25 protein-coding genes and 3 pseudogenes are annotated in these 24,669 nt (G+C 74.2%); 6 read left to right on the top strand and 22 right to left on the bottom strand.

Annotated elements, in window-relative coordinates; all coding sequences use genetic code 11:
• Nucleotides 1-139: 139 nt before the first annotated feature.
• Nucleotides 140-463: a WhiB family transcriptional regulator gene (locus tag WBK50_RS27860; RefSeq protein ID WP_341338437.1), complete on the top strand. Its 324-nt coding sequence runs from the start codon at nucleotides 140-142 to the stop codon at nucleotides 461-463.
• A 69-nt stretch (nucleotides 464-532) separates the two neighbouring features.
• Here WBK50_RS27860 and groL read toward each other — a convergent pair whose 3' ends face one another.
• Complete coding sequence (gene groL / locus WBK50_RS27865) at nucleotides 533-2,152, bottom strand: chaperonin GroEL (RefSeq protein ID WP_341338438.1); 1,620 nt, start codon at nucleotides 2,150-2,152, stop codon at nucleotides 533-535.
• A 125-nt stretch (nucleotides 2,153-2,277) separates the two neighbouring features.
• Nucleotides 2,278-2,571 (bottom strand): co-chaperone GroES, encoded by a 294-nt coding sequence (gene groES, locus WBK50_RS27870; RefSeq protein ID WP_341339522.1) that lies wholly within the window; start codon nucleotides 2,569-2,571, stop codon nucleotides 2,278-2,280.
• A gap of 194 nt (nucleotides 2,572-2,765) precedes the next feature.
• Between groES and WBK50_RS27875 the strand changes: the two genes are divergently transcribed.
• Nucleotides 2,766-3,692 carry an aldo/keto reductase gene (locus tag WBK50_RS27875; RefSeq protein ID WP_341338439.1) on the top strand — a complete coding sequence of 309 codons (927 nt, stop codon included), beginning with the start codon at nucleotides 2,766-2,768 and terminating at the stop codon, nucleotides 3,690-3,692.
• A gap of 214 nt (nucleotides 3,693-3,906) precedes the next feature.
• Here the strand turns inward: WBK50_RS27875 and WBK50_RS27880 are convergent.
• From WBK50_RS27880 to WBK50_RS27900, 4 genes and pseudogenes are all read right to left on the bottom strand, one after another.
• Nucleotides 3,907-4,104: pseudogene (locus tag WBK50_RS27880) on the bottom strand (AMP-dependent acyl-CoA synthetase); the annotation flags it as partial.
• 36 nt (nucleotides 4,105-4,140) lie between these two features.
• Nucleotides 4,141-4,784, bottom strand: a pseudogene (locus tag WBK50_RS27885) (DUF5938 domain-containing protein).
• A 54-nt stretch (nucleotides 4,785-4,838) separates the two neighbouring features.
• The gene (locus WBK50_RS27895; protein ID WP_341338441.1) at nucleotides 4,839-5,264 is read right to left on the bottom strand and encodes a saccharopine dehydrogenase NADP-binding domain-containing protein; all 426 of its coding nucleotides are present in this window, start codon (nucleotides 5,262-5,264) and stop codon (nucleotides 4,839-4,841) included.
• A complete protein-coding gene (locus WBK50_RS27900; protein ID WP_341339524.1) occupies nucleotides 5,261-5,494 on the bottom strand; it encodes an SDR family oxidoreductase in 234 nt (77 codons plus the stop codon). Before WBK50_RS27900 ends, WBK50_RS27895 begins: the two co-directional genes overlap by 4 nt.
• Before the next feature lie 247 nt (nucleotides 5,495-5,741).
• On the opposite strand from WBK50_RS27900, the gene WBK50_RS27905 reads away from it, so the two are divergent.
• On the top strand, nucleotides 5,742-6,362 hold the full coding sequence (locus WBK50_RS27905; protein ID WP_341338442.1) for a TetR/AcrR family transcriptional regulator: 621 nt from the start codon (nucleotides 5,742-5,744) through the stop codon (nucleotides 6,360-6,362).
• A gap of 156 nt (nucleotides 6,363-6,518) precedes the next feature.
• Here WBK50_RS27905 and tsaD read toward each other — a convergent pair whose 3' ends face one another.
• The 9 genes and pseudogenes from tsaD to WBK50_RS27950 form a co-directional block, all read right to left on the bottom strand.
• Nucleotides 6,519-7,571 (bottom strand): tRNA (adenosine(37)-N6)-threonylcarbamoyltransferase complex transferase subunit TsaD, encoded by a 1,053-nt coding sequence (gene tsaD, locus WBK50_RS27910; protein WP_341338443.1) that lies wholly within the window; start codon nucleotides 7,569-7,571, stop codon nucleotides 6,519-6,521.
• A gap of 14 nt (nucleotides 7,572-7,585) precedes the next feature.
• Nucleotides 7,586-8,050 (bottom strand): ribosomal protein S18-alanine N-acetyltransferase, encoded by a 465-nt coding sequence (rimI, locus tag WBK50_RS27915; protein WP_341338444.1) that lies wholly within the window; start codon nucleotides 8,048-8,050, stop codon nucleotides 7,586-7,588.
• Nucleotides 8,047-8,721 carry a tRNA (adenosine(37)-N6)-threonylcarbamoyltransferase complex dimerization subunit type 1 TsaB gene (gene tsaB / locus WBK50_RS27920; RefSeq protein WP_341338445.1) on the bottom strand — a complete coding sequence of 225 codons (675 nt, stop codon included), beginning with the start codon at nucleotides 8,719-8,721 and terminating at the stop codon, nucleotides 8,047-8,049. Before tsaB ends, rimI begins: the two co-directional genes overlap by 4 nt.
• Before the next feature lie 34 nt (nucleotides 8,722-8,755).
• Entirely contained in the window at nucleotides 8,756-9,466 is a 711-nt protein-coding gene (locus WBK50_RS27925; RefSeq protein ID WP_341338446.1) for an HAD family hydrolase, read from the bottom strand.
• A complete protein-coding gene (gene tsaE, locus WBK50_RS27930) occupies nucleotides 9,463-9,915 on the bottom strand; it encodes a tRNA (adenosine(37)-N6)-threonylcarbamoyltransferase complex ATPase subunit type 1 TsaE (protein ID WP_341339525.1) in 453 nt (150 codons plus the stop codon). The genes WBK50_RS27925 and tsaE overlap by 4 nt, the downstream gene beginning before the upstream one ends.
• Nucleotides 9,916-10,116: 201 nt before the next feature.
• A pseudogene (locus WBK50_RS27935) lies at nucleotides 10,117-11,145 on the bottom strand (alpha/beta fold hydrolase); the annotation flags it as partial.
• Nucleotides 11,046-12,236 carry an alanine racemase gene (alr, locus tag WBK50_RS27940; RefSeq protein ID WP_341338447.1) on the bottom strand — a complete coding sequence of 397 codons (1,191 nt, stop codon included), beginning with the start codon at nucleotides 12,234-12,236 and terminating at the stop codon, nucleotides 11,046-11,048. The gene alr and the pseudogene WBK50_RS27935, both read right to left, overlap by 100 nt.
• Before the next feature lie 248 nt (nucleotides 12,237-12,484).
• Nucleotides 12,485-13,957 carry an NAD(P)H-hydrate dehydratase gene (locus tag WBK50_RS27945; RefSeq protein WP_341338448.1) on the bottom strand — a complete coding sequence of 491 codons (1,473 nt, stop codon included), beginning with the start codon at nucleotides 13,955-13,957 and terminating at the stop codon, nucleotides 12,485-12,487.
• 30 nt (nucleotides 13,958-13,987) lie between these two features.
• Nucleotides 13,988-14,164 (bottom strand): DUF4333 domain-containing protein, encoded by a 177-nt coding sequence (locus WBK50_RS27950; protein ID WP_341338449.1) that lies wholly within the window; start codon nucleotides 14,162-14,164, stop codon nucleotides 13,988-13,990.
• 190 nt (nucleotides 14,165-14,354) lie between these two features.
• Here WBK50_RS27950 and WBK50_RS27955 point away from each other — a divergent pair, with 190 nt between their 5' ends.
• The 3 genes from WBK50_RS27955 to WBK50_RS27965 all read left to right on the top strand — a co-directional run bounded on the left by WBK50_RS27955 (nucleotide 14,355) and on the right by WBK50_RS27965 (nucleotide 15,953).
• Nucleotides 14,355-15,191, top strand: a complete 837-nt coding sequence (locus WBK50_RS27955; protein WP_341338450.1) for a poly(ethylene terephthalate) hydrolase family protein — start codon at nucleotides 14,355-14,357, stop codon at nucleotides 15,189-15,191.
• A gap of 97 nt (nucleotides 15,192-15,288) precedes the next feature.
• Nucleotides 15,289-15,582: a hypothetical protein gene (locus WBK50_RS27960; protein ID WP_341338451.1), complete on the top strand. Its 294-nt coding sequence runs from the start codon at nucleotides 15,289-15,291 to the stop codon at nucleotides 15,580-15,582.
• Nucleotides 15,579-15,953, top strand: a complete 375-nt coding sequence (locus tag WBK50_RS27965; RefSeq protein WP_341338452.1) for a hypothetical protein — start codon at nucleotides 15,579-15,581, stop codon at nucleotides 15,951-15,953. The genes WBK50_RS27960 and WBK50_RS27965 overlap by 4 nt, the downstream gene beginning before the upstream one ends.
• Nucleotides 15,954-16,197: 244 nt before the next feature.
• On the opposite strand, the gene glmM is transcribed toward WBK50_RS27965, so the two are convergent.
• The 7 genes from glmM to eccCb all read right to left on the bottom strand — a co-directional run bounded on the left by glmM (nucleotide 16,198) and on the right by eccCb (nucleotide 23,765).
• On the bottom strand, nucleotides 16,198-17,541 hold the full coding sequence (gene glmM / locus WBK50_RS27970; RefSeq protein ID WP_341338453.1) for a phosphoglucosamine mutase: 1,344 nt from the start codon (nucleotides 17,539-17,541) through the stop codon (nucleotides 16,198-16,200).
• Nucleotides 17,542-17,551: 10 nt separating this feature from the next.
• On the bottom strand, nucleotides 17,552-17,983 hold the full coding sequence (gene rpsI / locus WBK50_RS27975) for a 30S ribosomal protein S9 (RefSeq protein ID WP_341339526.1): 432 nt from the start codon (nucleotides 17,981-17,983) through the stop codon (nucleotides 17,552-17,554).
• A 161-nt stretch (nucleotides 17,984-18,144) separates the two neighbouring features.
• A complete protein-coding gene (gene rplM / locus WBK50_RS27980; protein ID WP_341338454.1) occupies nucleotides 18,145-18,588 on the bottom strand; it encodes a 50S ribosomal protein L13 in 444 nt (147 codons plus the stop codon).
• A 254-nt stretch (nucleotides 18,589-18,842) separates the two neighbouring features.
• Nucleotides 18,843-19,130 carry a WXG100 family type VII secretion target gene (locus WBK50_RS27985; protein WP_341338455.1) on the bottom strand — a complete coding sequence of 96 codons (288 nt, stop codon included), beginning with the start codon at nucleotides 19,128-19,130 and terminating at the stop codon, nucleotides 18,843-18,845.
• Between the two features lie 5 nt (nucleotides 19,131-19,135).
• Nucleotides 19,136-19,447 carry a WXG100 family type VII secretion target gene (locus WBK50_RS27990; protein WP_341338456.1) on the bottom strand — a complete coding sequence of 104 codons (312 nt, stop codon included), beginning with the start codon at nucleotides 19,445-19,447 and terminating at the stop codon, nucleotides 19,136-19,138.
• A gap of 167 nt (nucleotides 19,448-19,614) precedes the next feature.
• Nucleotides 19,615-20,889 (bottom strand): type VII secretion-associated protein, encoded by a 1,275-nt coding sequence (locus WBK50_RS27995; RefSeq protein WP_341338457.1) that lies wholly within the window; start codon nucleotides 20,887-20,889, stop codon nucleotides 19,615-19,617.
• Nucleotides 20,889-23,765, bottom strand: a complete 2,877-nt coding sequence (eccCb, locus tag WBK50_RS28000; RefSeq protein WP_445942315.1) for a type VII secretion protein EccCb — start codon at nucleotides 23,763-23,765, stop codon at nucleotides 20,889-20,891. Before eccCb ends, WBK50_RS27995 begins: the two co-directional genes overlap by 1 nt.
• Nucleotides 23,766-24,669 lie beyond the last annotated feature (904 nt).

Here is a 24,669-nt window from a genome sequence, read left to right on the forward strand (position 1 = left end):
CTGTGACGACGGCGGGTCGCGCGCGACGCGCCGACGGCCCGAAACTCGTCGAAAAACTTCGCGTGAACAAGGTTTGGACTGGTTCCAGCATGGGAATCTCGCAGTCGAACACGAGATCCGATGCGCAGGGGTGATGACGGTGGCCGACGTTCGACGACTGCCCGGACCGGTCACGGAGGTCTGGGACTGGCAGATGCACGGAGCATGCCGAGGGATGGACAGCGCCTTCTTCTTCCACCCCGAGGGGGAGCGCGGCCCCGCCCGGGCCAACCGCGAGGCCCGGGCGAAGGAAGTCTGCGAAAGCTGCCCCGTCATGGATCTCTGCCGCCGGCACGCCCTCGAGGTCCACGAGCCCTACGGCGTCTGGGGCGGTCTCTCCGAGCACGAGCGGGACGACATCATCCGCGGCCGGGACCGGACCCTGCAGATCGGCAACACCCGGGCTCCGCACGGCATGGCCTGAGCAGCCTCCCTGACGAGAACGGGCGGGCGACCATCCGGTCGCCCGCCCGTTCCCCGTGGTGCAGGAAGGTCAGTGGCCGTGCCCGTGGCCGTGGCCGCCCGCGGCGGGAGCCGGGGCCTCCTCGGGCTTTTCCACGACGGCGCTCTCGGTGCTGAGCACCATGCGCGCGATGGACGCGGCGTTGACCACGGCCGACCGGGTCACCTTGACCGGGTCGATGACGCCGTCGGCCAGCAGGTCCGAGTACTCCAGGGTGGCGGCGTTGAACCCGCTGCCCCACGGCTGCTCGGCGACCTTCGCGGTGACGACCGCACCCTCGAACCCGCCGTTGGCGGCGATCCAGTAGAGCGGCGCGGTCAGCGCACGGCGGACGATCGCGACACCTGTCGCCTCGTCACCCTCGAGCTTGAGGTCCTCGAGCGCGGCGGCGGCGTGCACCAGGGCGGTACCACCCCCGGGCACGATGCCCTCCTCGACCGCGGCCCGGGTCGCCGCGACGGCGTCCTCGATGCGGTGCTTGCGCTCCTTGAGGGCGGTCTCGGTGGCGGCACCGGCCTTGATGACCGCGACACCCCCGGAGAGCTTCGCGAGCCGCTCCTGCAGCTTCTCGCGGTCCCAGTCCGAGTCGCTGGCCTCGATCTCCTTCTTGAGCTGCGCGATGCGGCCCTCGATGGCGTCGGCCGAGCCGGCGCCCTCGATGATCGTGGTCGTGTCCTTGGTGACGACGATGCGGCGGGCGCGGCCCAGCAGGTCCAGCCCGGCCTCGGACAGCTTGAGCCCGACCTCCGGGTTGATGACCTGGCCGCCGGTGGCGATCGCGAGGTCGTCCATGAAGGCCTTGCGGCGGTCACCGAAGAACGGCGACTTGACCGCGGCGACCTTGACCGTCTTGCGGATCGAGTTCACGACCAGCGTGGACAGGGCCTCGCCCTCGACGTCCTCGGCCAGGATGAGCAGCGGCCGGCCCTCGCCGAGCACCTTCTCCAGGAGCGGGAGCAGGTCCTGGATCGAGCTGATCTTGTCCCGGTGCAGCAGGATGTAGGCGTCCTCGAGGACGGCCTCCATGCTCTCCGGGTCGGTGACGAAGTAGGGCGACAGGTAGCCCTTGTCGAACTGCAGGCCCTCGGTGATCTCCAGCTCTGTGGCGAGCGTGGAGCCCTCCTCGACCGTGATCACGCCATCCTTGCCGACGCTCTGGATGGCGTCGGAGATGAGCCGGCCGATCTCCTCCTCGCGGGAGGCGATGGTGCCGATCTGGGCGATGTGCTCGGCGCCGTTGACCGGGATGGCCTTCTCGAGCAGGAACTCGGAGACCTTGTCCGCGGCCGCGGAGATGCCCTTGCCGAGCGCCAGGGGGTTCGCGCCCGCGGCCACGTTGCGCAGGCCCTCGCGCACGAGCGCCTGGGCGAGCACGGTGGCGGTGGTGGTGCCGTCGCCCGCGACGTCGTTGGTCTTGGTGGCGACGGTCTTCGCGAGCTGGGCGCCGAGGTTCTCGAACGCGTCCTCGAGGTCGATCTCGCGGGCGATCGTCACGCCGTCGTTGGTGACTGTCGGGCCGCCGAACTTCTTGTCGATGACGACGTGCCGGCCACGCGGGCCGAGCGTCACCTTGACGGCGTCCGCGAGCTGGTTGACCCCGCGCTCGAGCGCGCGGCGGGTGTCCTCGTCGAAGCTGATCTGCTTCGCCATCTGTGCCTCTCGATCTCAAAGAGCTATCGGGCAGAAATGCCACCGCCCCGAGGCCCGTACGGTCGACGGACCACCGGGGCGGCGGCTGTTACGCGAAGGTAACGATCACGCAGGGGCGCGCAGCGTCAGTTGACGACCGCGAGCACGTCGCGCGCGGAGAGGATGAGGTACTCCTCGCCGTTGTACTTGACCTCGGTGCCGCCGTACTTCGAGTAGATGACGACGTCGCCGACGGCCACGTCGACCGGCACGCGGGTCCCGTTGTCGGTGACCCGGCCCGGGCCCACCGCGAGGACCTTGCCCTCCTGGGGCTTCTCCTTGGCGGTGTCCGGGATGACGATGCCGGAGGCCGTGGTGGTCTCCGCCTCGCTGGCCTGGACGACGATCTTGTCCTCGAGCGGCTTGATGTTCGCCACGATGACCTCCCCTTCCTGGGGTTTCGCTCACGCGTACTTCGCAGTACTGACCGGTGCTGTTCATCGACAGTGGATCGGGGCCCCGTCGTCGCGGGTGCCGGGGCGGCCCGACCCGTCTGTGCCGTTGGCACTCTACCCATGAGAGTGCCAGCACCTCAACGGGCACGCCACTCCACGTTTCGCCGTACCCTCGGGCCATGCCGATGATCGGAACTCTCGACGTCTCGCGCTTCTGTCTCGGGGCCAACGTGTTCGGCTGGACGGCCGACGCCGACGCCTCGTTCGAGGTGCTCGACGCCTACGTCGCCGCAGGTGGGAACTTCATCGACACCGCCGACTCGTACATGTGGCGGATACCCGGGAACTCGGGCGGCGAGTCCGAGACGATCATCGGGGACTGGATGGCCGCGCGCGGCAACCGGGACTCGATCGTGATCGCGACGAAGGTGGGCTCGCTGCCGCAGCGGGCGGGCCTGGGCGGGGAGAACATCGCGGCCGCGGCGGAGGACTCCCTGCGCCGGCTGCGCACGGACCGCATCGACCTCTACTACGCGCACAAGGACGACCCGGACACCGCGCAGGAGGAGACGCTCGACGCGTTCGACGCGCTGGTGAAGGCGGGCAAGGTCCGGGAGATCGCGGCGTCGAACTTCTCCGCCGAGCGGCTCCGCTCCGCGCTGGAGATCTCCAAGCGGGACGGGCTGGCGTCCTACAGCGCCCTGCAGCCGCACTACAACCTGATGGAACGCGAGGAGTTCGAGTCCGCGCTCGCGCCTCTGCTGCAGGGCGAGGGCCTGGCCGCGGTGCCGTACTACGCGCTGGCCAAGGGCTTCCTGACCGGGAAGTACCGGGACGGCGGCCCGGCCGTGGACAGCGTCCGCGCCGAGGGCGCCCGGGCCTACCTGACGGACACCGGCCGCGCGGTCCTGGCCGTGCTGGAGGAGATCTCGCTGGGCCACGAGGTGCCGATGGCGTCCGTGGCGCTGGCCTGGCTCGCGGCGCAGCCGACGGTCGCCGCCCCGATCGCGAGCGCCCGCACGAGGGAGCAGCTCGACGGCCTCCTCCCGATGCTCGACCTGAAGCTCACCGACGACGAGCTGCGCCTCCTCTCCCACGTCAGCTAGCCCTGTGCGCGGGAAACCTCGCCGGAGCAGGTTTCCCGCGCACCGGGGATGAGCCGCGGAAACGCCGGTCAGCGGCCGAGCGGGTCCCGGCGGACGTCGGTCTTGAGGACCTTGCCCACGGTCGAGCGGGGCAGGTCCGGCTGGAACCCGACCTGCTTGGGAGCCTTCACGCTGCCGATCCGGGCCTTTACGAACGCCGTCAGCTCCTCCGTGCCGGCAGGTCCCCGGCGATCTCCTTCACCACCGGCGCACAGGAGGCCTGGAAGATCAGCGCGGTGCAGTCGAAGAGGTCCAGCAGCTCCCGGTTCTTCGCGGCGCCGTTGCGCGGGTTGATCGGGCACCACACCGCGCCCGCCCGCGTGACCCCGAGGACGCAGGAGAACGCCGTCGGGTCGTTGGCGGACAGGATGCCGTAGGTCAGCGACATGTCAGCCGTCGGCCGCGTCAGTCATGGATCGTGACGATCGGCTTGAGCACGAGCCCGTTGGCGCAGCACGCCCAGCAACTCCCGGTGCCCGAACGCCTGGCAGCCCGACGCGAACCCGACGCGCTTCGGCGGCTGCTGCAGCAGCGAGTACGCCGCGTAGGCCTGCAGCAGCCCGGCCTGCTTGTAGTTCTGGTTGCCGTGGATCGCCACGTGCGCGCGGCCCAGCGGACCGGACGCGTGGACGGGGTCGATCGAGGTGTTGATCCGCGGGTTCTCCCGGGGCGGTATGTCGGACTGCAGGCCGGCGGCGATGTCTGCCAGTGCGGCCTCCTGTGCGGCCGGCTCGAGGGGCTTGATCTGCTCCTCGAACGTGCCGGTGGTGGCGACGACGCCGTCCATGACCGCGCGGTCGAACACGCCGCCCGTGGCGGTCACGTTCGCGACGCGGGGGTCGTCGGAGAACCACACGGGATGCGCCATGCCGCCCCACCGGACGGTGAGCGCGGTTCCTGCGAGCCGGGGACGACGCACTCCCGGGTCGCCTTGTGGTCCCAGGCCACGTACTGGTTCTCCACCAGGTGGTACCAGTCCGCCTTGAGGATGGTGAAGATCGTCTGGGCGGAGGCGAAGGTGGGGTAGCCCTTCCACAGCACGAGGATGTCCAACGTGTCCAGGCCCGGAGTCTCCAGCGCGACGTTCGCGGCGATCTCGCTCGTCGTCTACATCTGCGCGATGCCCGGGGAGAGCAGCAGCCCCTTCTCGGCGAACGCCTCGCCCCAGGTGTTCTTCGCGTGCAGCGTCCAGTCCTGCTCGCCGGTGGTGTCGGTGTAGTGGCAGCCGGCGGCGAGCGCGGCCTCGACGGCCTCCGGTCCGTACTTGATGAACGGTCCGACGGTGTTGCAGACGACCGACGCGCCCTCGAAGAGGCCGGTCAGCGAGGCCACGTCGTGGCTGACCTCGACGACGTCGTGTTCCACTGTGTCCAGGCCGGGGATCTTGTCCAGGGCGGCCTGGACCTTCTTCGCGTCGCGGCCGGCGGCGATGAACGAGACGTTGAACTCGCGCAGGTACTCGCAGATCAGACGTCCGGTGTAGCCGGAGACCCCGTAGACGACGACCGGCTTGTCGGTGGGCCCGGTCCTCACATTCCCATCCCGCCGTCGACCGGGAGGCCGGCGCCGTTGACGAATTTGGACGCGTCGGAGGCGAGGAAGACCACCGCGTCCGCCATGTCCTCGACCGCGCCGAGGCGACCCGACGGGGTGAGCTCGATGACCGCTCCGACGGCGGCCTCGGTGCTCTCGAACAGCCCGAGGCCTGCGGTCTCGACGGCGAGCTTCATGCCCATGTCCGTCGGGACGAGGCCCGGGTAGATGCAGTTGACGCGCCCCCGTGACGAGCGCCCTCCGCCCCGTCAGATCGAACCCACTCATGCGGCTTCCTCCCTTGTGGACACGCCTCTGTGCCGGCATCGGTGATGCAGGGCACGACGTAGAGAGGATCTTGGACGACTGTCAAGATTTTTTGGACGATCGTCCAGAGTCGAGTCAGGACCGGAGGTCTGGGCTACCCTGGCCCCGACCAGCGCCCGACCGTGTTCCCCCGACCGAGAGACGGACAGCGTGACCAAGCCCGCCGAACGGATCTCCCGCCGCCAGGTCGACAAGTTCGAGCAGCGCCGCAAGCAGCTCGCGGACGCGGCGCTGCAGACGCTCTCCGAGCTGGGCTACGCGCGGACGAGCCTGCGGGAGATCGCGCAGAACTCCGAGTTCAGCCACGGGGTGCTGCACTACTACTTCCGGGACAAGGTCGAGCTGATCACCTACTGCGTCCGGCAGTACAAGGCGCACTGCGTGCTGCGCTACGACGGGATCGTCGCCGACGCCGAGGACCCGGACGCCCTCGCCCGGGACTTCGCGGACGGGCTCGTGGACACGCTGGTGGGGGAGGCGCTGCTGCACCGCCTCTGGTACGACCTGCGCTCGCAGTCGCTGTTCGAGGAGTCGTTCCGGGCGGACGTCGCGGACATCGACGAGAGCCTGGAGCGGATGATCTGGCGGATCGTCAGCCGGTACGCGGAGCTCTCCGGGAACGCCCCCACCTGCAGCTCCGCGATGGCCTACGCGACCTTCGACGGCCTGTTCCAGCAGGCCCTGCTCCGGCACCTCGCCGGCTCGGCGATCGCCCTGGACGACCTACGCGCGGGCGCGCGGCACCTGCTGAGCCACGTCGTCTGCGCCTGAACTGCTTCCCGCGGGCGGGCTTGCTGGCCTCTGACGCTTGAGCGGCTCAAGCGCCACCCTGCGCTGCTCGAGCCACTCAGGCACCGCGGCGCGTCCCGTACTGCCGCCGCTCGAGTGGCTCCAGCGGCGGCCGTTGACGCTCGAGCCACTCGAGCGTCAGCCGACCAGCACCTCGGTGACGGGCAGGCTCGAGTCCGCGGGCAGGTCCAGCGGGGACGGGGCCGCACCGGCCCGCAGCAGGTGCGCGCCCAGGGCCGCCACCATCGCTCCGTTGTCCGTGCACAGGACCGGCCGCGGGACCCGCAGCGTCAGGCCGGCGGCGTCGCAGCGCTCCTGCGCCAGGGCCCGCAGGCGCGAGTTCGCCGCCACCCCGCCGCCGAGCAGCACCGTGTCCATCCCGTGCTCCCGCGCCGCGCGGACGGTCTTCGCCGTCAGCACGTCGACGACCGCCTCCTGGAACGACGCCGCGACGTCCGCGACCGGCACCGGCGTCCCCTCCCGTTGCAACGCCTCGACGTGCCGTGCCACCGCGGTCTTCAGCCCGGAGAACGAGAAGTCGAACGGCGCGTCCCGCGGGCCGGTGAGCCCGCGCGGGAACCGGACCGCCGCCGGGTTCCCCTCCTTCGCCGCCCGGTCGACGTGCGGGCCGCCGGGGAACGGCAGGCCGAGGAGCCGCGCGACCTTGTCGAAGGCCTCGCCGGCGGCGTCGTCGATCGTGGCACCGAGCGGGGTGACCGGGCCGGCGAGGTCCGGGACGGCGAGCAGGCTGGAGTGCCCGCCGGAGACGAGCAGCGCGAGCGCGGGCGGCAGCGGCCCGTGCTGCACCGTGTCGACGGCGACGTGCGCGGCCAGGTGGTTCACCCCGTAGAGCGGGACGCCCCACGCCGCGGCGTAGGCCTTCGCGGCCGCGACCCCGACGAGCAGCGCGCCGGCGAGCCCCGGACCTGCGGTGACGGCGACCGCGTCGACGTCCCGGCCGGTGATCCCGGCGGTCGCGAGGGCCCGGTGCACCGCCGGAACCATCGCCTGCAGGTGCGCGCGGGACGCGACCTCGGGGACGACGCCGCCGAAGCGCGCGTGCTCCTCGACACTGGACGCGATCTCGTTCGCGAGCAGCTCCGGGACCCCGTCGGCGGAGATCCGCACGATGCCGACGCCCGTCTCGTCGCAGGAGGTCTCGATGCCGAGCACGATGCCCGCGCTGTTCATCCGGCGTTCTCCTGTCATCGCGCAGGCCTCTTCATCGTGAACGCGTCCGCCATGCTCGGCCGGTAGTACCGCTTCCGGAGCCCGACGACGGTGAAGCCGGTCGCGGCGTAGAGCGCCTGCGCGGCCTCGTTGTCCGTCCTGACCTCGAGGAACACCGTCGCGTGCGCTTGGTCCGCGATCCGCAGCAGCTCGTCGAGCAGTCGGCGGCCGATGCCGCGGCCCTGGTGCGCGGGATCGACGCCGATGGTGTGCACCTCGGCCTCCGCCTGGGGCGGTCCCGCGACGAACCCCAGGCCCGCATAGCCGACGAGCTCGTCGCCCACCCGCGCCGCGAAGTACGGCAGGCCGTTCGTCAGCTCCTCCCGGAAGGCCTGGGCCCGCCAGGGATCGTCTCCGGGGAAGAGGATCCGCTCCAGTTCGGCGCAGCGCTCCGCGTCTGCGCGGTAGAGCGGCCCGATCCGGACCGTCTCGATCGTCACGCGATCACCGGCTTCCGCTCCCCGGGCGGCACGGCGTCCGGCCGGCGCAGGTACAGCGGTTCGAGGGGACCCGGCTCCGCTCCGGAGCCGAGCAGGTCCACGGCCGCGGCGACGAGCCCGCGCGGGGTCGGCGCCTGCGGCCCACGGACGGGCAGCCCGAACTGCTCCACGAGCGACCCCGCGGCGGCCGCCAGGCCGAGGCCGGGGATCCGCTCGGCCAGCGCGTCCGGCCGCTCCACCGTCGGCCCGGTGAGCCGGCGGGCCTCGGCGTCGTAGGCGGCCCAGTAGACCTCGCGGCGCCGCGCATCGGTGGCGACCAGCAGGTTCCCGCCGATCCCGTCGCCGACGGCGTCGGCAGCGATCGCGTCGAGGGAGCACACGCCGTGCACCGGGATCCCGAGCGCGTCCCCGAGCGAGGCGGCGGTGACCATCCCGACCCGCAGCCCGGTGAAGGGTCCCGGTCCGGCGCCGACGACGACCGCCTCGATCTCCCGCAGCGTCACGCCCGCGTCGGCGCAGGCGGCCAGCACACCGGGCATGAGCAGCTCGCCGTGCTTGCGGCCGTCGTGGACGACCCGGGCGGCGAGTTCGGCGACGGTGCCGTCGGGGTCGAGGCGGACGACGCCCGCCGAAACTGCGGGCGTCGCGGTGTCCAGAGCCAGCACGAGCACGCCCCGAGCCTACGAGCGCTCGCGGAGCGCCCGGCTACCAGGTGCGGATCAGCCCCGGCAGCTCCGCGAGGCGCTGCACCACGCCGTCCGGCTCGATGTCCACCGGCACTCGCTGGTCGACCGGGATGTCGCTGTGCGGGACCAGCACGGCCTTCATCCCGACGCCCTTCGCGCCGCTGATGTCGTCGTAGGGCCGGTCCCCCACGTAGACGCAGCGAGCGGGATCGTCGACGCCGACCGCCTTCATCGCCGCGAGGAACGCCTCGGGGTGCGGCTTGGTCCAGGGCAGGTCGCTGCTCCAGGTGACGGCGTCGAAGTAGTGCAGCACGCCGTCCCGCCGGAGCCACTCCTCGTGCCACTCGCCGGGCCATGCCGTCGAGGACAGCACCCCCAGCTTGAGCCCGCGCCGCTTGAGCTCCTGCAGCATCGGCTCGACCTCCGGGTCCGTGTGCGTGGCCTGCACCCAGAACTCCCGGTAGGCCTCCAGCGCGTCCCCGTGCAGCTCCGAGGAGGCGTCCAGCCCGGCGTCGGCCAGGACGTGCGCGAGCGTGAACGCCGCGCTGCTGTCCTTCACGGCGGCCCAGCGGCCGGTGTCCGCCTCGGCGAGGGCGGCGGCCGCCGCGGCGGCGCGTTCGGCGTCGTCGCCGTGCAGCACGTCCGCGTACGTCCGCCAGCCGGCGTGGAAGTCCATCGTCTTCCAGGGCGTGAGCGTGCCGCCCCAGTCGAAGATCACCGCGTCGATCATGTGCTCACCCTCTCGGCGCGGGCCACCCGTACGTCGTCCGGGCGCCGGTCGAGGCGCACGAGCACGTGCCGGTCCGCCAGCCGCTCCGCGACGCCCTCGCCCCACTCGACGGCGACGACCGCGGCGGTCAGGTCCGTGTCCAGGTCCAGGTCGTCCAGCTCGTCCGCGATGCTGCCACCGCCCATGCCGAGCCGGTAGGCGTCGACGTGCACCAGCGGGACCCCGCGCGGGCCCGCCTTGTGCTCGCGCGCGATCACGAAGGTGGGCGAGGTGACCGCACCGCGCACGCCGAGGCCCCGGCCCAGGCCCCGGACCAGCGCGGTCTTGCCCGCGCCGAGCGGCCCGGAGAGCACCACGAGATCGCCGGGGCCCAGCTCGGCGGCGAGCGCCTCGCCGAACGCCTCGGTGTCCTCGACGCCCGGGAGCTCGACCTCCGCCCCCCAGAGCACCTGGCCGACGCTCACGCCCGCCTCCGCAGCTTCCGTAGGCCTTTCGGGCTCGCGCGCTTCGCCGCCCGCTGGATCAGCCCCGTCAGCGCCTCGTCGATCACCTCGTGCTCCTCCAGCATCGGCAGGTGTCCGACGCCGGGCATGGTGACCAGCGTGGCCGTCGGGAAGCTCGGCGGCGATCCGCTCGCTGTGCGAGTACGGGATGACCTGGTCCGCGGTGCCCGCGGCGACCAGGACCTCGGCCGAGGCCAGCCCGGGCAGTGCGGCGATCCGGTCGTGCGTGCCGAGGGTGTCCACGAAGTCCGTGAGCGCGTCCACGGCGTTCACGCCGATCATGGTGTCCACCAGGTCCACGAGCGCCGGGTCGACGGACTGGTTCCCGTAGGCGTAGCGCCGGGTGATGCCCCAGATGAGGTTGCCCGCGGCCTTGCGCACGCCCTCGACCAGCGACGGCTGCACCCGCGCCAGCAGCCCGACCCCGCGGGTCAGCGGGTTGTGCCGGGACAGCAGCGTGCCGGGCAGGCCTGCGCTGCCCATCTCGCCCGCGGACGTCGAGATCAGCCCGACGCCGGCGACGCGCTCCCGGAACAGCTCCGGCTGCTGCTCGGCCAGCGCCATCAGCGTCATGCCGCCCATCGAGTGACCGACGAGCACGAGCGGACCGGCGGGCGCCAGGGTGCGGATGACCGTGGCCAGGTCCTTGCCCAGCTGCTCGAGCGTGCAGCTCTCCTGCGCGGCCCGCTCGGAGCGGCCGTGGCTGCGCTGGTCGTACAGGACGACCCGGACGGCCGGTTCGCCCAGCTCGGAGAGGCTGCGCCGCTGGAACTGCCAGGTGCGCCGGTCCAGCGCGAAGCCGTGCACGAGGACGACCGTGAGCCCCGGCGTCCGGCCACCCGACGGTTCGATCTCCTCCGCGGCGAGGCGCACGCCGTCGTCGGCGGTGACCGAGCACTCCCGGCCCGAGGGCAGGGAGTCGGGGATCCCGCGGGACATCTCCGACGCGAGGCGACGCCGGTCCGTGGCGATCTGCGAACGCTTGCGCGCGGCGACCCCCACCCCGACGGCCGCGCCCGCGGCACCGGCGACTCCTCCCGCGACGCCGAGGGCCTGCCAGAGCCTGCGGTTCGCCATCACCGGCCCCCGTCCTGGTTCAGGAGGGTGCGCGTGACCCGGGCGCCGTGCACGCCGGTGGCGATCTCGTAGTGGATGGTGCCGAGCTCGGTGGCCCATTCCTGGGCGGTGGGGCCGTCGTGGTCGCCCGCGCCGAACAGGACCGCGGGTTCGCCCTCGCGCACGACGTCGTCCCCGCAGTCGACGACGATCTGGTCCATGCACACCCGGCCCACCACCGGGCGGGACCGGCCCGCGAGCCACACCCGCATCCGGCCGTTCGCGTTCAGCCGCCGCGGCACCCCGTCGGCATAACCGGCGGGTACCACCGCGAGGGTGGTCTCCCGCGGCGTCGTCCATTCGTGGCCGTAGGACACCCCCTCCCCGGCCGGTACCCGTTTGACCAGGGCGACCCGGGCCCGGAAGGTCATCGCCGGGCGCAGCGGGGACTCGGCGACGGGCCGGTCGAGCGGGTCCAGCCCGTAGACGGCGATGCCCGGGCGCACCAGGTCCAGGTGCAGGTCCGGGCGGGTCATCGTGGCCGCCGAGTTCGCGAGGTGGCGAATCGGGGTGAACCCGTGCGCCCGCGCCTCCTCCCACGCGGCGGTGAGTCGTTCGAGCTGCCGGTCGATGACCGGATGGCGCGGCTGGTCCGCAAGGGCGAGGTGCGACCAGACCGCCACCACCTCGGCCCGGCCGGCCGCCACGGCCTTCGCGACGTCGTCCAGCAGCTCGGGCCACTCGGCGGGGGTGACGCCGCTGCGGCTCAGGCCGGTGTCCGCCTTGAGGTGCAGCCGCGCGGGGAGGCGGGCGCGCCGGGCGCCGTCGAGCACCCCGGCGAGATGACGCACCGACGACACGGACAGGTCGACGCCCGCGGCGACGGCGGGCGCGAAGTCCTCGTCCGGCACGTGCAGCCACGACAACACGGGCGCGGTGATCCCGGCGGCACGCAGCTCCAGCGCCTCCTCCAGCGTGCAGACGCCCAGCCAGGACGCTCCCGCGCCGAGGGCCGCGCGGGCCACCGGGACGGCGCCGTGGCCGTACGCGTCGGCCTTGACCACCGCCATCATCCCGGCGCCGGACGCGGCCGCGGCGCCGGAGAGCAGGCGCACGTTGTGCCGGATCGCGTCGAGATCGACTATCGCCTCCGCGCGCGGCGGCGCGGGGGACGTGGGGCGGACAGGGCCATGGCCGGGGAGCTCGGGCACGTCCGCATCATCGCATCCGTGCCCGACAAGTTCCGGATCGATCAGGCGCACCCGCGGCCGTCCGGTCCGTGCGCGGGGCCTCTGCTCTGCGCACACCGACGCGCCGTTGCCCTGCACACACCCACGCACCGGCCCGCCCGACGCCGTGTGGCGCCACGCGCGCCGTCGACCGCGCGCGTCGCACCGATCCGCGCGCGTCGCGGTGGCGGGGTGCGCAGAGCGGTGCGGTGGGGTGCGCAGAGCAGAGCTCACGCCGCGAGCGCCGCCTGCCGGACGAGCCGGATCGCCTCCGTGATCATCAGCTGCAGGTACGACGCGGGCGCGGGCACCCCGGGGACTTCCGGAACGCCCCCGTGCGCCGCGAGGGACGCAGCCTTGCCGTGGACGTGCGCCGCGCACCCGGCCGCCCACAGCGGTTCGAGACCGGCGGCGAGAAGCGCACCCAGGATCCCGGAGAGCACGTCGCCCGAGCCCGCCGTGGCGGCCCAGGCGTCGGTCGAGGGGTGGACGAGCGTGCGGCCTTCTGGGGCGGCGATGACCGTCGCGTTGCCCTTGAGCAGCACCGTCACCCCGAGCGCGGCCGAGGCCCGGCGGGCCGAGGCGATCCGGTCTGTGCCCACCTCCCCCGCGATCCGGGCGAACTCACCGGCGTGCGGAGTGAGCACCACGGGCTTCCCCGCGACGCGTTCGCGCAGGTCCTCGTGGCGGGCGAGCAGGGTGATGGCGTCCGCGTCCGCGCAGACCGGGACGTCGCGGTCGAGCACCGTGGCGAGGACGTCGCGACCCTCGTCGTCCGTGCCGATGCCGGGTCCGACCGTCCACGCCTGGGTCCGCCCCGCGTCGTCGACGGTGTCCGTGGCGACGATCTCGGGCCAGCGCCCGCGCACCCAGTCGGCCGCGGACCCGGCGAACCGGACCATGCCGCTGGTGGCGAGGGCCGCGGCGCCCGCGCTGAGCACGGCCGCCCCCGGATAGGTCGACGAGCCGGCCGCGATCCCCACGACGCCCTGGGTGTACTTGTCGTCCGCCGGTCCGGGGATCGGCCAGCGCTCGCCGGCGTCGACGTCGTCGAGGACCTCGGCGTGCGGCTCGGGGAGCAGCGGGCCGAGGCCGATGTCCACCAGCTCGACGTGTCCGCAGCGCGGAGCCGCGAGCACGTGGACGGGCTTGAGGGCGCCGAACGTGACCGTCAGCGCGGCCCGTACCGCCGGCCCGTCGACCGCGCCGGTGTCCGCGTCCACGCCGCTGGGCAGGTCGACGGCGACGATCGGCACCCCCGACTCGTCCGCCGCCGCGACGAGCGTCGCCGCGGGCTCCCGTAGCGCACCCTTCCCGGAGATCCCCACGATCCCGTCGACGACGACGTGGGCGCCGGTCACGGCCGCGCGGGCCTTCTCCGGATCGTCGCCGGTCAGGATCCGGGCGCGGGACCGGCGCAGGGCCGCGAGCCCGCTCGGGTGCGCCCGGTCCGGCACGAGCAGGACCGCGGTGACGCGCGCCCCCCGGCGCGCCAGCTCCGCCCCGGCCCACAGCGCGTCGCCCCCGTTGTTGCCCGCGCCCACCAGCAACGTCACCCGCCGACCGGCCGTCGATCCGAGGAACCGGCGCACGTGGAGCGCGAGCCCGCTCGCCGCCCGTCGCATCAGGGCGTCGTCCGGGGTGCGCTCGAGCAGTACGGCTTCGGTCTCGCGGATCTGCTCCGCCGTCCAGACGCCTCGCATTCCGCAGACGCTAGCGGCGGATCAGGAGGCTCACACCTCGTTGATGTCGAACTCGACGTTGCCGCCCTCGACCGATGTCACCTTGGCGACGACGTCGAAGGTGCGGTCCGGCATGACGACGTTGCACTGCACCGACGCGCCGACCTCCGCCTCGAGGTCGTCCGGGCAGTCGACGGACTTCGCGGACGTACGCAGCTGCTCCTGCACGGTGCTCGTGAGGTTGCCGGAACGCTTTCCGGCCTGGTCGGAGCGGTATCGAGGGACGGGATCGGGGTCGGGAGTGTCACCGCCACATCCGGCGTGCGGATCCGCGCACCCTCACCGGGAGGCTGCTCGACGTCCCCGTGCCACGGGCGGGGTGGGCGCACCGCGGGCGGCGGCGGTAGCGTTCGCGGTTGTGAGCCGGACCAGCACGTTCACCCGTCCGCCCGCGCTGCGCAACGCCAAGGACGCGCTCGAGCAGCTGTCCCGGCCCGGGCCCAAGGCGGTCCTGCGCGGCGACCTGGGTCTCGTCGGGCTGCCCGGCGTCGTCTACGCCCCGGAGGAGGGCCTCGGCCTGCCCGCCGTCGCGTTCGGGCACGACTGGCTGCAGCCGCCGTCGCGCTACGCCGAGCTGCTGCGCCACCTGGCGTCCTGGGGCATCGTCGCGGCCGCGCCGGCCAGCCAGCGGGGCCCGCTGCCCAGCGCCGCCCGGTTTTCGGCAGACCTGCGCACGACGCTCGACGTGTGCGCCGGCGTCCGGCTGGGTGACGGCCGGATCAGCGTGGACTCCCGGCGCACCGCGCTGGCCGGCCACGGCACCGGGGCCGGGGCGGCGCTGCTGGCGGCCGCGGCCCACCCGAAGGTCGCCGCGGTCGTGACCCTCGGTGCGGCCGAGGTCCGCCCGTCCGCGATCGACGCCGCCCGGCGGATCACCGTGCCCACCCTGCACATCGCGGCCGGCAAGGACACGGTCGCGCCGGTCGCCGGCCACGCGGAGCCGATCGCGCAGGCCGCGGGCGGGCCCGTGTGGCTGCGCACGATCGGGAAGGCGAGCCACACGGAGTTCATGACCGGCCCGCACTGGACGGATCTCCTGCTCTCCGGCAGCCCGAACGGCAAGACCCGCCGGATCACCCGCGCGCTGATGACGGCCTTCCTGCTCAAGCAGCTCTGCGACGAGGACCGGGTGGACGAACTGGTGGACGGCAAGGTCCCGAGCACCACGCTGGTGGACCTCACCCCGAAGCGGTAACCGAGCCGGGCCTGCGGCGGGGCCTCGACGTGCACGATCGTGAACGGTTTCGCCGTTGCGCCCCGCGCCGAGGGGATGGCGCGCGATGCTCGTCGGCGTGCGTGCCGACCTGCATCACGACCCCGACGGGCTCGACGCCGCCGCCGCACTCGCGGCCGCGCTGGCAGCCGACCTCGGCGGGCTCCCGGCGCTGGATCCCGACGGGTTGCTGCCGCGCGCGGTCGCGGACGAGCACGAAGAGCTCCGGCTCACCGTCGGGCGGGCGGCGCAGGAGATCGCCGGGCTCGCGGACGAACTGGGGCGGGCGGCGAGGCGCAGCCGTGCCGCCGAGCATGCTGCGCTGACCGGGTTCGACGGCGCCGTCGTCCTCGGTCCGGGGGGGTGGGTGTGAACGCGGACCGACCGGCGGACGGGCTGTCGCTGCTCGCGGAGCGGCTGCAGAACGCCGTCGCCGACGCGGCCCGGCTCAGCCGGACGATCGAGGAGGCCAGCCCGGACGGACGCGGACGGACGTGGGTGGAGCGGACGGACCTGGTCGGCCGGGAACTGGGCCGGCAGGCCGACCTGGCCGCGGAGCTCGCGCGCGTCGTCCGTCGGATCGCGATGCCCGGGAGCGACGACGAGGGCCCTGCGGTGCTGCACGGTCCGACCGGCCCGGCCCGCAGCGGCTCCGCCCGGTTACCGGGGACCGAGGGCCGGCACACGCAGGATTCGCGCGGGGTCGTGCTGCCGTTGCTGCCGGACGGGGACGAGCCGACCTGACGACCGGGGCTCACCTCGTTCGAGGCTGCGGCCCAGCAGCTCGGGTGCCGTCTCGCGCGGCGGTGGACCGCGACTCGCGCGGTCCCACACCGCGACTCGCGCCGTCCCACATCGCGACTCGCGCCGTCCCACATCGCGACTCGCGCGGTCCCACATCGCGACTCGCGCGGTCCCACATCCCGACTCGCGCGGTCCCCGGTCGCGACTCGCGGGGTGCTCCCCCCGCGGGTCGCGGCGCTCGGGGTCAGGCGGAGGCGACGATCTCGGCGAGGTGGGTGGCGGTGCGTTGGGCGATCTCGGCCGTGGGGGCCTCGACCATCACCCGGACCAGCTGTTCGGTGCCCGACGGGCGCAGCAGGACGCGGCCGGTGTCCCCGAGCTCCGCCTCGGCCTCGGCGACCGCCGACGCCACCGCAGCCGACGCGGCGACGGTGGCCTTGTCCCCCACGGACACGTTGATCAGCACCTGCGGGAGCGTCGTGACGATCCCGGCCAGCTCGGCGAGCGACGAGCCCGTCTCCGCCATCCGGGCCATCAGCCGCAGCGCGGTGAGCAGACCGTCGCCGGTGGTGGCGTGGTCCGGGAGCACGATGTGCCCGGACTGCTCGCCGCCGAGGCTGAACCCGCCCGCGCGGAGCTCCTCCAGCACGTACCGGTCCCCGACGCCCGTGACCCGCAGCCCGATGCCCGCCTCGCGCATGGCGATGTGCAGGCCGAGGTTGCTCATGACCGTGGTGACCAGGACGTCGTCGACGAGCGTGCCGGCGTCCTTCATGGCGAGCGCGAGCACCGCCATGATCTTGTCCCCGTCGACGACGTGACCCGCCGCGTCGACGGCGAGGCAGCGGTCCGCGTCCCCGTCGTGCGCGATGCCCAGGTCCGCGCCGTGGGCGACCACGGCCTCCTGCAACGGACCGAGATGGGTCGATCCGACGCCGTCGTTGATGTTCAGCCCGTCCGGGGAGGCGTGGATCGCCACGACCTGCGCGCCGGCCTTCGCGTAGGCCGCCGGAGCGGCTTCGGCGGCGGCACCGTGCGCGCAGTCCACGACGACCCGGACGCCCGCCAGCGTCCGCGGGGTGCTCGTGAGGAGGTGGGCGACGTAGCGGTCCACGGCGTCCGTCTGGTCCCGGACGCGACCGATGGCGGCACCGGTCGGCCGGTGCCGGGCAGGCCCGGCGTCGATCGCCTGCTCGATCTCCAGCTCGATCGCGTCCGGCAGCTTGTGGCCGCCCGCGGCGAAGATCTTGATGCCGTTGTCCGGCATGGCGTTGTGCGACGCCGAGATCATGACACCCAGGTCCGCGCCCAGCTCCGCGACCAGGTGCGCGACGCCGGGGGTCGGGATCACCCCGACGCGCACGGCGTCCGCACCGGCCGAGGTGAGGCCAGCCAGAACGGCGGCCTCGAGCATCTCGCCGCTGGCCCGGGGGTCGCGGCCCACGACCGCGACAGGTCGGCTCGCGGCGCCACGATGGGCGGCGAGCACACGGGCGGCCGAGGCGGACACGGCAACGGCGAGCTCCGGTGTGAGGAGCTCGCCGTTGGCCAGGCCTCGGACGCCGTCGGTTCCGAAGAGTCGACGCATCCGGGTGAGATCAGCGCTTGGAGTACTGGGGCGCCTTGCGGGCCTTCTTGAGGCCGTACTTCTTGCGCTCGACGGCACGCGGGTCACGGGTGAGGAAGCCGGCCTTCTTCAGGGCCGGGCGGTCCTCGAGGTCGACCTCGATGAGCGCGCGGGCGATGGCCAGGCGCAGCGCGCCGGCCTGGCCCGACGTCCCGCCACCGGAGAGGTTGGCGAAGATGTCGAAGCGCTCGGTCTTCTCGACCGTGACGAGGGGCTCCCGGATGAGCTGCTGGTGCAGCTTGTTGGGGAAGTAGACCTCGAGCGGCTTGCCGTTGAGCTGGAACTTGCCGGTGCCGGGCATGAGGCGCACCCGGACGATGGCCTCCTTGCGGCGGCCGACCGTCTGCACGGGGTGGTCCGACACGACGGGCGCGTCGACGGCGAAGTCCTCGCCGGACTCGATGTCCGTGTCGACAGCGTCCGTGTCGGCGGCGTCGGCGTCGTAGCCGGCCGCGTCACCGATCGTGTAGTCGTTCTCGGCGTTGTCCGAGTCGGAGGTGTAGACCTCCTGGTCGGGGGCCTCGGGGGTGGTCACGGGCTGTCCCTCTTCGTTGCTGGGCGTGGTCACTGGGCGACCTGGGTGATCTCGAACGGCTGCGGCTGCTGCGCGGCGTGCGGGTGCGACGGACCCGCGTACACCTTCAGCTTCTTGGCCATGGCGCGGCCGAGACGGTTCTTCGGGAGCATGCCCGTGATGGCCTTCTCGACCAGCCGGTCCGGGTGCTTCTCGATCATCTCGCCGACCGAGCGCTGCCGGAGGCCGCCCGGGTAACCGGAGTGCCGGTACACGAACTTGTCGGTGCGCTTGTTGCCCGAGACCGCGATCTTCTCCGCATTGACGATCACGACGAAGTCGCCGGTGTCCATGTGCGGGGCGTAGGTCGGCTTGTGCTTGCCGCGCAGCAGGGTCGCCGCGTGGGTGGCCAGGCGGCCGAGCACGATGTCGGACGCATCGATCACGTGCCAGGCACGAGTGATCTCGCCGGGCTTGGGGCTGTACGTGGACACGGATCTACCTCGTCGTTCTCGGGCTCGGGATGCCTCGAAGGGTCGTCTCTCGTTCATCGTGCGGCGCTGTGGACGCCGGCCGCGCGGAGGTCGGAACCTCCGCACCAGCAGACGATCACCCGGAGGTGATCGCGGGTCTCCACCCGCCGCAACACGAAACATCAGGGTACCCGCCGCGGGGAAGGGAGTGCAAAACGCCCCCTCCCCGCGGCGGAACCCCAGGTCAACGGCCTGCGACGGCGCCGGTGGAGATGTTACGTCCAGCGCCCGGCGTTGGCCCGCTCGACCTGCTGGTAACCGTCGTTCGCGGCGCCGAGCGCGACCCCGATCCGGGCGAGTACCGCGCCCAGGTCCGCCGCCGCGGTGTCCCACTGCCGCTGCTTCGCGGCGTAGTCCACGGCGGCCTGGCCCTCCCACGTGGCCGCCAGCGGCGCCAGCCGGCGCTTGAGGTCCTCGAGCTGGGCGGCGATCCGCCGGGCGGTGCCCGCGACGGAGGTCTGGGCGGCGGCGAGCTCGCCGAACGTCACCTTGATCTCGGACACGGCGATCAGCCCAGCGTCCGGCGGATCGCGGACAGGGCGGACGACTGGGCGTCCTCCTGCTGCTGGTACGTCCGGCCCGAGCCCTGGATGGACTCGCCGATCCCGCGCAGCGCCTCGCTCAGCGAACGGGCGTCGGCGTCCCAGCGGGCCATCAGCCCGGCGAACGCGGTGGCCGCCTCGCCCCGCCACGCGCCCGCGAGCGGCTCGAGCTGCGTGCGCAGCGACGTCAGCTCCGACCGCACGTCCTGGTCCACGGACAGGACCTGCCGGCCCGCCCGCTGCATCTCCTCGACGCTCGTCCCGAATCCACCGGCCATCGCGCATCACCCCTGGGTATCGCTCGTCCGGCCACCGGTGTGGCCGGCCTTCTGCGGTGACGATCGCAGGGCGACCGCGGCGCCCGTGGCCGTTCGGGACCACCCTTCACGATCGGGAACGCTCTCGGGTGGGAGCGCCCGGTGAGCAGGCGGGGGCCGCACCGCGGTCATACGCCGCGGACCCCCGACACCACCTCCGCACAGGCGTCCGCCGGGGCCGGGCCCGCGTACCGGCACCCGACACTGAGCTGGTCCGTCCCGTCGAGGACGACGTACCAGTCGACGTGCACGGCTCCGCCGGACAGGAGCTGGCGGAACCGCACCACCGGGCGTCCGGCGAAGCGGGCGTCCGGATCGAGGTCCTCGAGGGCCTCGCCGGCCGCGAGCCCGCCGGCGTAGGCGGCGCGCAGCTCCGCGTGCGCGCGCTCCGGTTCGCGGGTGGCGTCGTAGCCCAGGGCGGTGCGTTCGACGGAGATCAGCTCGGCACCGTCCGGGGCGTCCCTCGGGGTGAGCAGGACGCGCCGCCGTCCGGGCTCGCCACCGGTGTGCTCCCACCCCCCGGGCAGCGGGACGGAGTAGCCGTACTGGACCACGAGGTCCGACGGCGACGCGGCGACCTCCGGGGCCGGGAGCAGCTGCCCGACCTCCAGCAGCCCCGCCGCGACGACGACCGCCCCGACCGCGAGTGCGAGCCGCCGCGGCGTGAGCCGCCGCCCGCCCGGGACCGGCGGCAGGCGCACGTGCTCGGCCGGCTCCACCGGGGGGTCGGGCACGGGCAGTGGCACGTCGAGCGCGCCTCGAACCGCCGCCGTCTCGGGCCGGTCCGCGACGACCACCGACGCCGGACCCGCGCCGTCGAACAGCTCGGCGAGCAGCGGTGTGCGCGCCACACCACCGACCAGCAGCGTCTCCGCCGCCGCACCCCGCGCGTGGCGCACCAGCTCGGCGAGCGGCCCCACCAGCGCCTCCCGCACCGTGTCCGCCCCGATCCGCACGCGGGTGTCCCCGGCCCGCAGCCGGATCTCGGGGCGCAGCGAGAGCGCCTCCCGGACGGCGCGGGCGCTCCCCGGCCGCGCGGGTCCGGTGCCGAGCCTCGCGCCGAGGGCCGCGCCCACCGCGTCGTCCAGCGTCGCGCCGCCGATCGGGACGCGCCGTTCACGGAGCACCCGCAGGCCGTCGACCAGGGACAACGTCGTGCCGGAGGCGCCCGCGTCGACCACCAGCCGGACCCCGGGACGGCCCCCGGTCGCCGCGACGGCCCGCGGGATCGACGTGCCGAGCACCAGGACGTCCCGCGGCGTCCCGGCGACGAGCAGCGCGACCGCGGCGGGCCCGGACGTCCCGGCGGGCAGCACGCCGAGCAGCCGCGGCTCCTCGCCCGGCTCGGCCGCCGCGACCCGGGTCCCGGTACTCCCCACGTCCACGGCGACGCGCACGGACATCAGCCCTCCTCCGGCGCCAGCCAGCCGAGCTGCACGCAGCGGGCACCCCTGCGGTCCACCAGGGTCGCGCGGCCCGGCGGCATCGGCGCCGGCTTCGTGGAGCCGACCAGCGAGCCCTCGTCCGGGCTGCCGTTCATCACCAGGCCCGGCGAGCCGAGCTCGCGCAGGCGGCCGAGCACGGGATCGAACAGGGCGCGGCCCGCGCCGCCGCTGCGCCGGGCGACCACGACGTGCAGGCCCACGTCCTTGGCCTGCGGCAGGAACTCCAGCAGCGGCAGCAACGGATGCGGCCCGACCGCACCGGACGGCGCGACGAGGTCGTAGTCGTCGACGAGCAACCACACGTCCGGGCCGCTCCACCAGCTGCGTTCCCGCAGCGCGCGCGGGGTCGTGTCCGGTCCGGGAAGCCGCCGGCGCAGCGACTCGGCGAGGTCCAGGGCCGCGGCGGCGGTGGCGTCCGCCGTGCCGCAGAACGCGAGCAGGTGGGAGTCCGGGAGGGCGCCGAGGAGCCCACGCCGGTGGTCGACGACCACGAGCCGGGCCTGCTCCGGGGTGCAGGTCGCGGCCACGGCGTGCCCCAGCAGCCGCAGCAGCGACGTCTTGCCGCTCTCCGCGTCCGCGAAGCACAGCAGGTGCGGCTCCACTGCCGGATCGAGCTCGACGAGCCCGAGCCGTTCCTCGTCGACCCCGATCCGCAGGCCCGTGCCCCCGGGCAGCGCCGCGAGCTCGGCGACGGGGATGCGTCCGGGCAGCAGCCTGACCGGCGGGAACGCCGCGCCGGGGTGCGCCGCGACGATCCGGGCGATCAGCGCGGACTCCCCGTCCGGGGCGTCCGTCCGCGGGGCGGCGAGGAGCATCGGGGCGCCGTCCCGGGCGAGCCCGTGCCCCGGCCCGCGCGGCACGTCGGCGGCCTTGCGCCGGTCCACCTCGGAGTCCGACGGCTCGCCGAGGCGTAGCTCGATCCGGCTGCCCAGCAGGTCCTTCAGGGCGGGACGGATCTCGCTCCAGCGGCCCGCCGAGAGCGCGAGGTGCAGCCCGAACGCCAGGCCACGGGTGGCCAGCGGGAGCAGCCGCGCCTCGACGGCCTCGAAGTCCGCCCGGAAGGACGCGTAGCCGTCGATCACGAGCAGCACGTCCGTCGCGGGCTCGTCCGGGAACGCCCCGGCCGCCCGGCGGGCACGGAACTCGTCGACGGAGGTCAGGCCGGCCGTCCGGAACAGCTCCTCGCGCCGCTCCAGCAGGCCCGCGACCTCGGCGACGGCCCGCCGAACCAGGTCCGGTTCTCCCCGCCCGGCAACCGTCCCGACGTGCGGCAGCGCGGCCGTCGAGGCGAGTCCGCCGCCGCCCCCCATGTCGATCACGTGGACCCCCAGCTCGGACGGGCTGTGGGTCGCGGCGAGCGCGGTGACGAGCGTCCGCAGGGCCGTCGACTTCCCCGACCGCGGGCCGCCCGCGACGGCGACGTGCCCGGCCGCCCCGGCGAGGTCGACGACGAGCGGGTCCCGGCGCTGCAGGTACGGCCGGTCGACGACGCCGACGGGCACCCGCAGCCGCCCCCCGGTGCTCAGGGCGAGGACCTGGTCCAACGGCGGCGGGACGTCCAGGGGCGGCAGCCAGACCCGGTGCGCCTGCGGCCCGCGGTCCGCCAGCGCGGCGACCGCCTCGTCGAGCACGGACCGGGCGCCCGAGGCGGCCGGCGGCGCCGCGGGCTCGTCGGTGACCGGCGCGATCCCGAACAGGCGGGCGCGGCGCACGCCGACGACGGGCGCCGCCGGGCCGGAGACCGGGCCGGACACGTAGGCCGCGCGGAAGCGCACCAGCTCGTCCGTCCCGGTCGCGAGGAAGGCGGACCCCGGCGCGGGCGGCAGCCGGTGCGCGTCCGGCACGCCGAGCACCGCCCGGGACTCCGATGCGGAGAAGGTGCGCAGCGCGATCCGGTAGGAGAGGTGGGACTCGAGCCCGCGCAACCGGCCCTCGTCGAGGCGCTGGGAGGCGAGCAGCAGGTGCAGGCCCAGCGAGCGGCCGAGCCGGCCGATCTGCACGAGCAGGTCCACCATCTCCGGGCGCCGGGCGAGCAGCTCGGAGAACTCGTCGACCACGATGAACAGCACCGGGAGCGGCGCGAGCGAGGCTCCGCCGGCCCGCACCTCGGTGTACTCGACGATCCCGGAGAGGTTGCCCGCCGCCCGCAGCAGCTCCTGGCGGCGGGTGATCTCCCCGGCCAGGGCGTCCGCCATCCGGTCCACCAGCGCCAGCTCGTCCGCCAGGTTGGTGATCACGGCGGAGACGTGCGGGAGGCCGCCGAGGTCGAGGAACGTGGCGCCGCCCTTGAAGTCCACGAGCACCAGGTTCAGATCCTCCGGGGAGTGCGTCGCGACTAGCCCGAGGACCAGGGTGCGCAGCAGCTCGCTCTTCCCGGATCCGGTGGCGCCCACGCAGAGCCCGTGCGGGCCGCTGCCGCCCTGCGCGGACTCCTTGAGGTCCAGCAGGACCGGACGGCCCGCGGAGTCCAGGCCGAGCGGGACGCGCAGCCGGTCCGCGGGCGTGCCGCGCCAGCGCCGGCGGAGCGGGTCGACGGTCTCCGGGCCGATCCCGGCGGACAGCCCGAGCAGCTCGGGCAGGCCCGCGGCGGTGTCCGGACCGTGATCCTCGGGACCGTCGCTCCAGTCCGGGTCGGCAGGCCGGTAGCGGGCGAGCCGACGGGCGAACGCGAGCGCCTCGGCGGCGGTGACCGCGTCGGGGACCCCGTAACCGTGCTCCTCCCCGGGCCGGCCAGCGACGACGGCCCGACGAGCAGCCGCACCACCGACGGCGCCGCCCGGCGTCCCGGCGGGGCCCCGACGCGCAGCACGGTCACCCCGGGCGAGCTCGCCCACGCGCCCGGTGACGCCGCGCCGTCGACGATCAGGAGCAGGTTCCCGGAGTGGCCGGCGCCCTCGTCGAGCCACCAGCGCCGGACGTCGTCGCCGTCTCCGCTGATCATCCGGATCGGACCGAGCGCGTCCTCCCGGCGGGGATGGGCGTTGTGCGGCAACCACTTCACCCACTCCCACTGCGGGACGAGCGACGCCGGGGCGAGGACGGCGAGCAGCGCGTCGGCCGGGCTGTGCCAGAGCGCGTACTGCACCACGAGAGCGCGCGCGAGCGCCCGTGCGGGGTCCAGGTCCGAGGGGTCCTCGCCCTCCAGCCAGAGCGCCGTGCCGGTGGGCCCGGCGGCGAGGTCCACGGCGACCGGCAGCGCGGGGACGACCGTGTGCCGCACCAGGAACCGCCGCAGCGCGAGCGCCGTGACCGGCTCCAGGCCGTCGACCGGGCCGGTCCGCGGCGGGCTCAGCCTGGTCGCGAGCCGCTGCGCGCCCAGGCCGACGCGGAGCCGGCAGAAGTCCTCGTCCGAGGCGCGGCGCTCCCACAGCCGCCCGGCCGCGAGCACCGCCGGCCACGCCGAGGGAGGCGGGTGCGCGGACTCCAGCGCCGTCCGCTGCGCGTCGGCGACCGCACGAACCCGGCCGCGCAGCAGCCCGAGGTAGCGCAGGTAGTCCCGGCGGTCCTCGTCGAGCGTCGCCGTCCGGTCCCCGCGGCCGCCCGCCCCGGAGACGAGCATGCCGATCGACGACAGCGCGAACATCCCGCCGAACAGCCAGGACGTCGGGTTGTCGACGCCCATCACCGCGACGAACCCGATCGAACCGAGCATCGTGGCGGCCGGGATCAGCCGGTTCAGGATCCCGCCGGGGACGATCCGCTCCGGCTCCGGCGGTGGCTCGACGGGGAGCTCGCCGG

The sequence above is a fragment of the Pseudonocardia sp. T1-2H genome (assembly GCF_038039215.1).
Classification (GTDB): Bacteria; Actinomycetota; Actinomycetes; order Mycobacteriales; family Pseudonocardiaceae; genus Pseudonocardia.

What these genes read in the sequence shown, in the direction of transcription:
- groL (WP_341338438.1), bottom strand. Translation starts at nt 2,152, where the DNA reads ATGGCGAAGCAGATCAGCTTCGACGAGGACACCCGCCGCGCGCTCGAG.
- WBK50_RS27875 (WP_341338439.1), top strand. Translation starts at nt 2,766, where the DNA reads ATGCCGATGATCGGAACTCTCGACGTCTCGCGCTTCTGTCTCGGGGCC.
- tsaD (WP_341338443.1), bottom strand. Translation starts at nt 7,571, where the DNA reads ATGAACAGCGCGGGCATCGTGCTCGGCATCGAGACCTCCTGCGACGAG.
- WBK50_RS27925 (WP_341338446.1), bottom strand. Translation starts at nt 9,466, where the DNA reads ATGATCGACGCGGTGATCTTCGACTGGGGCGGCACGCTCACGCCCTGG.
- WBK50_RS27945 (WP_341338448.1), bottom strand. Translation starts at nt 13,957, where the DNA reads ATGCGAGGCGTCTGGACGGCGGAGCAGATCCGCGAGACCGAAGCCGTA.
- glmM (WP_341338453.1), bottom strand. Translation starts at nt 17,541, where the DNA reads ATGCGTCGACTCTTCGGAACCGACGGCGTCCGAGGCCTGGCCAACGGC.
- WBK50_RS27990 (WP_341338456.1), bottom strand. Translation starts at nt 19,447, where the DNA reads ATGGCCGGTGGATTCGGGACGAGCGTCGAGGAGATGCAGCGGGCGGGC.
- WBK50_RS27995 (WP_341338457.1), bottom strand. Translation starts at nt 20,889, where the DNA reads ATGTCCGTGCGCGTCGCCGTGGACGTGGGGAGTACCGGGACCCGGGTC.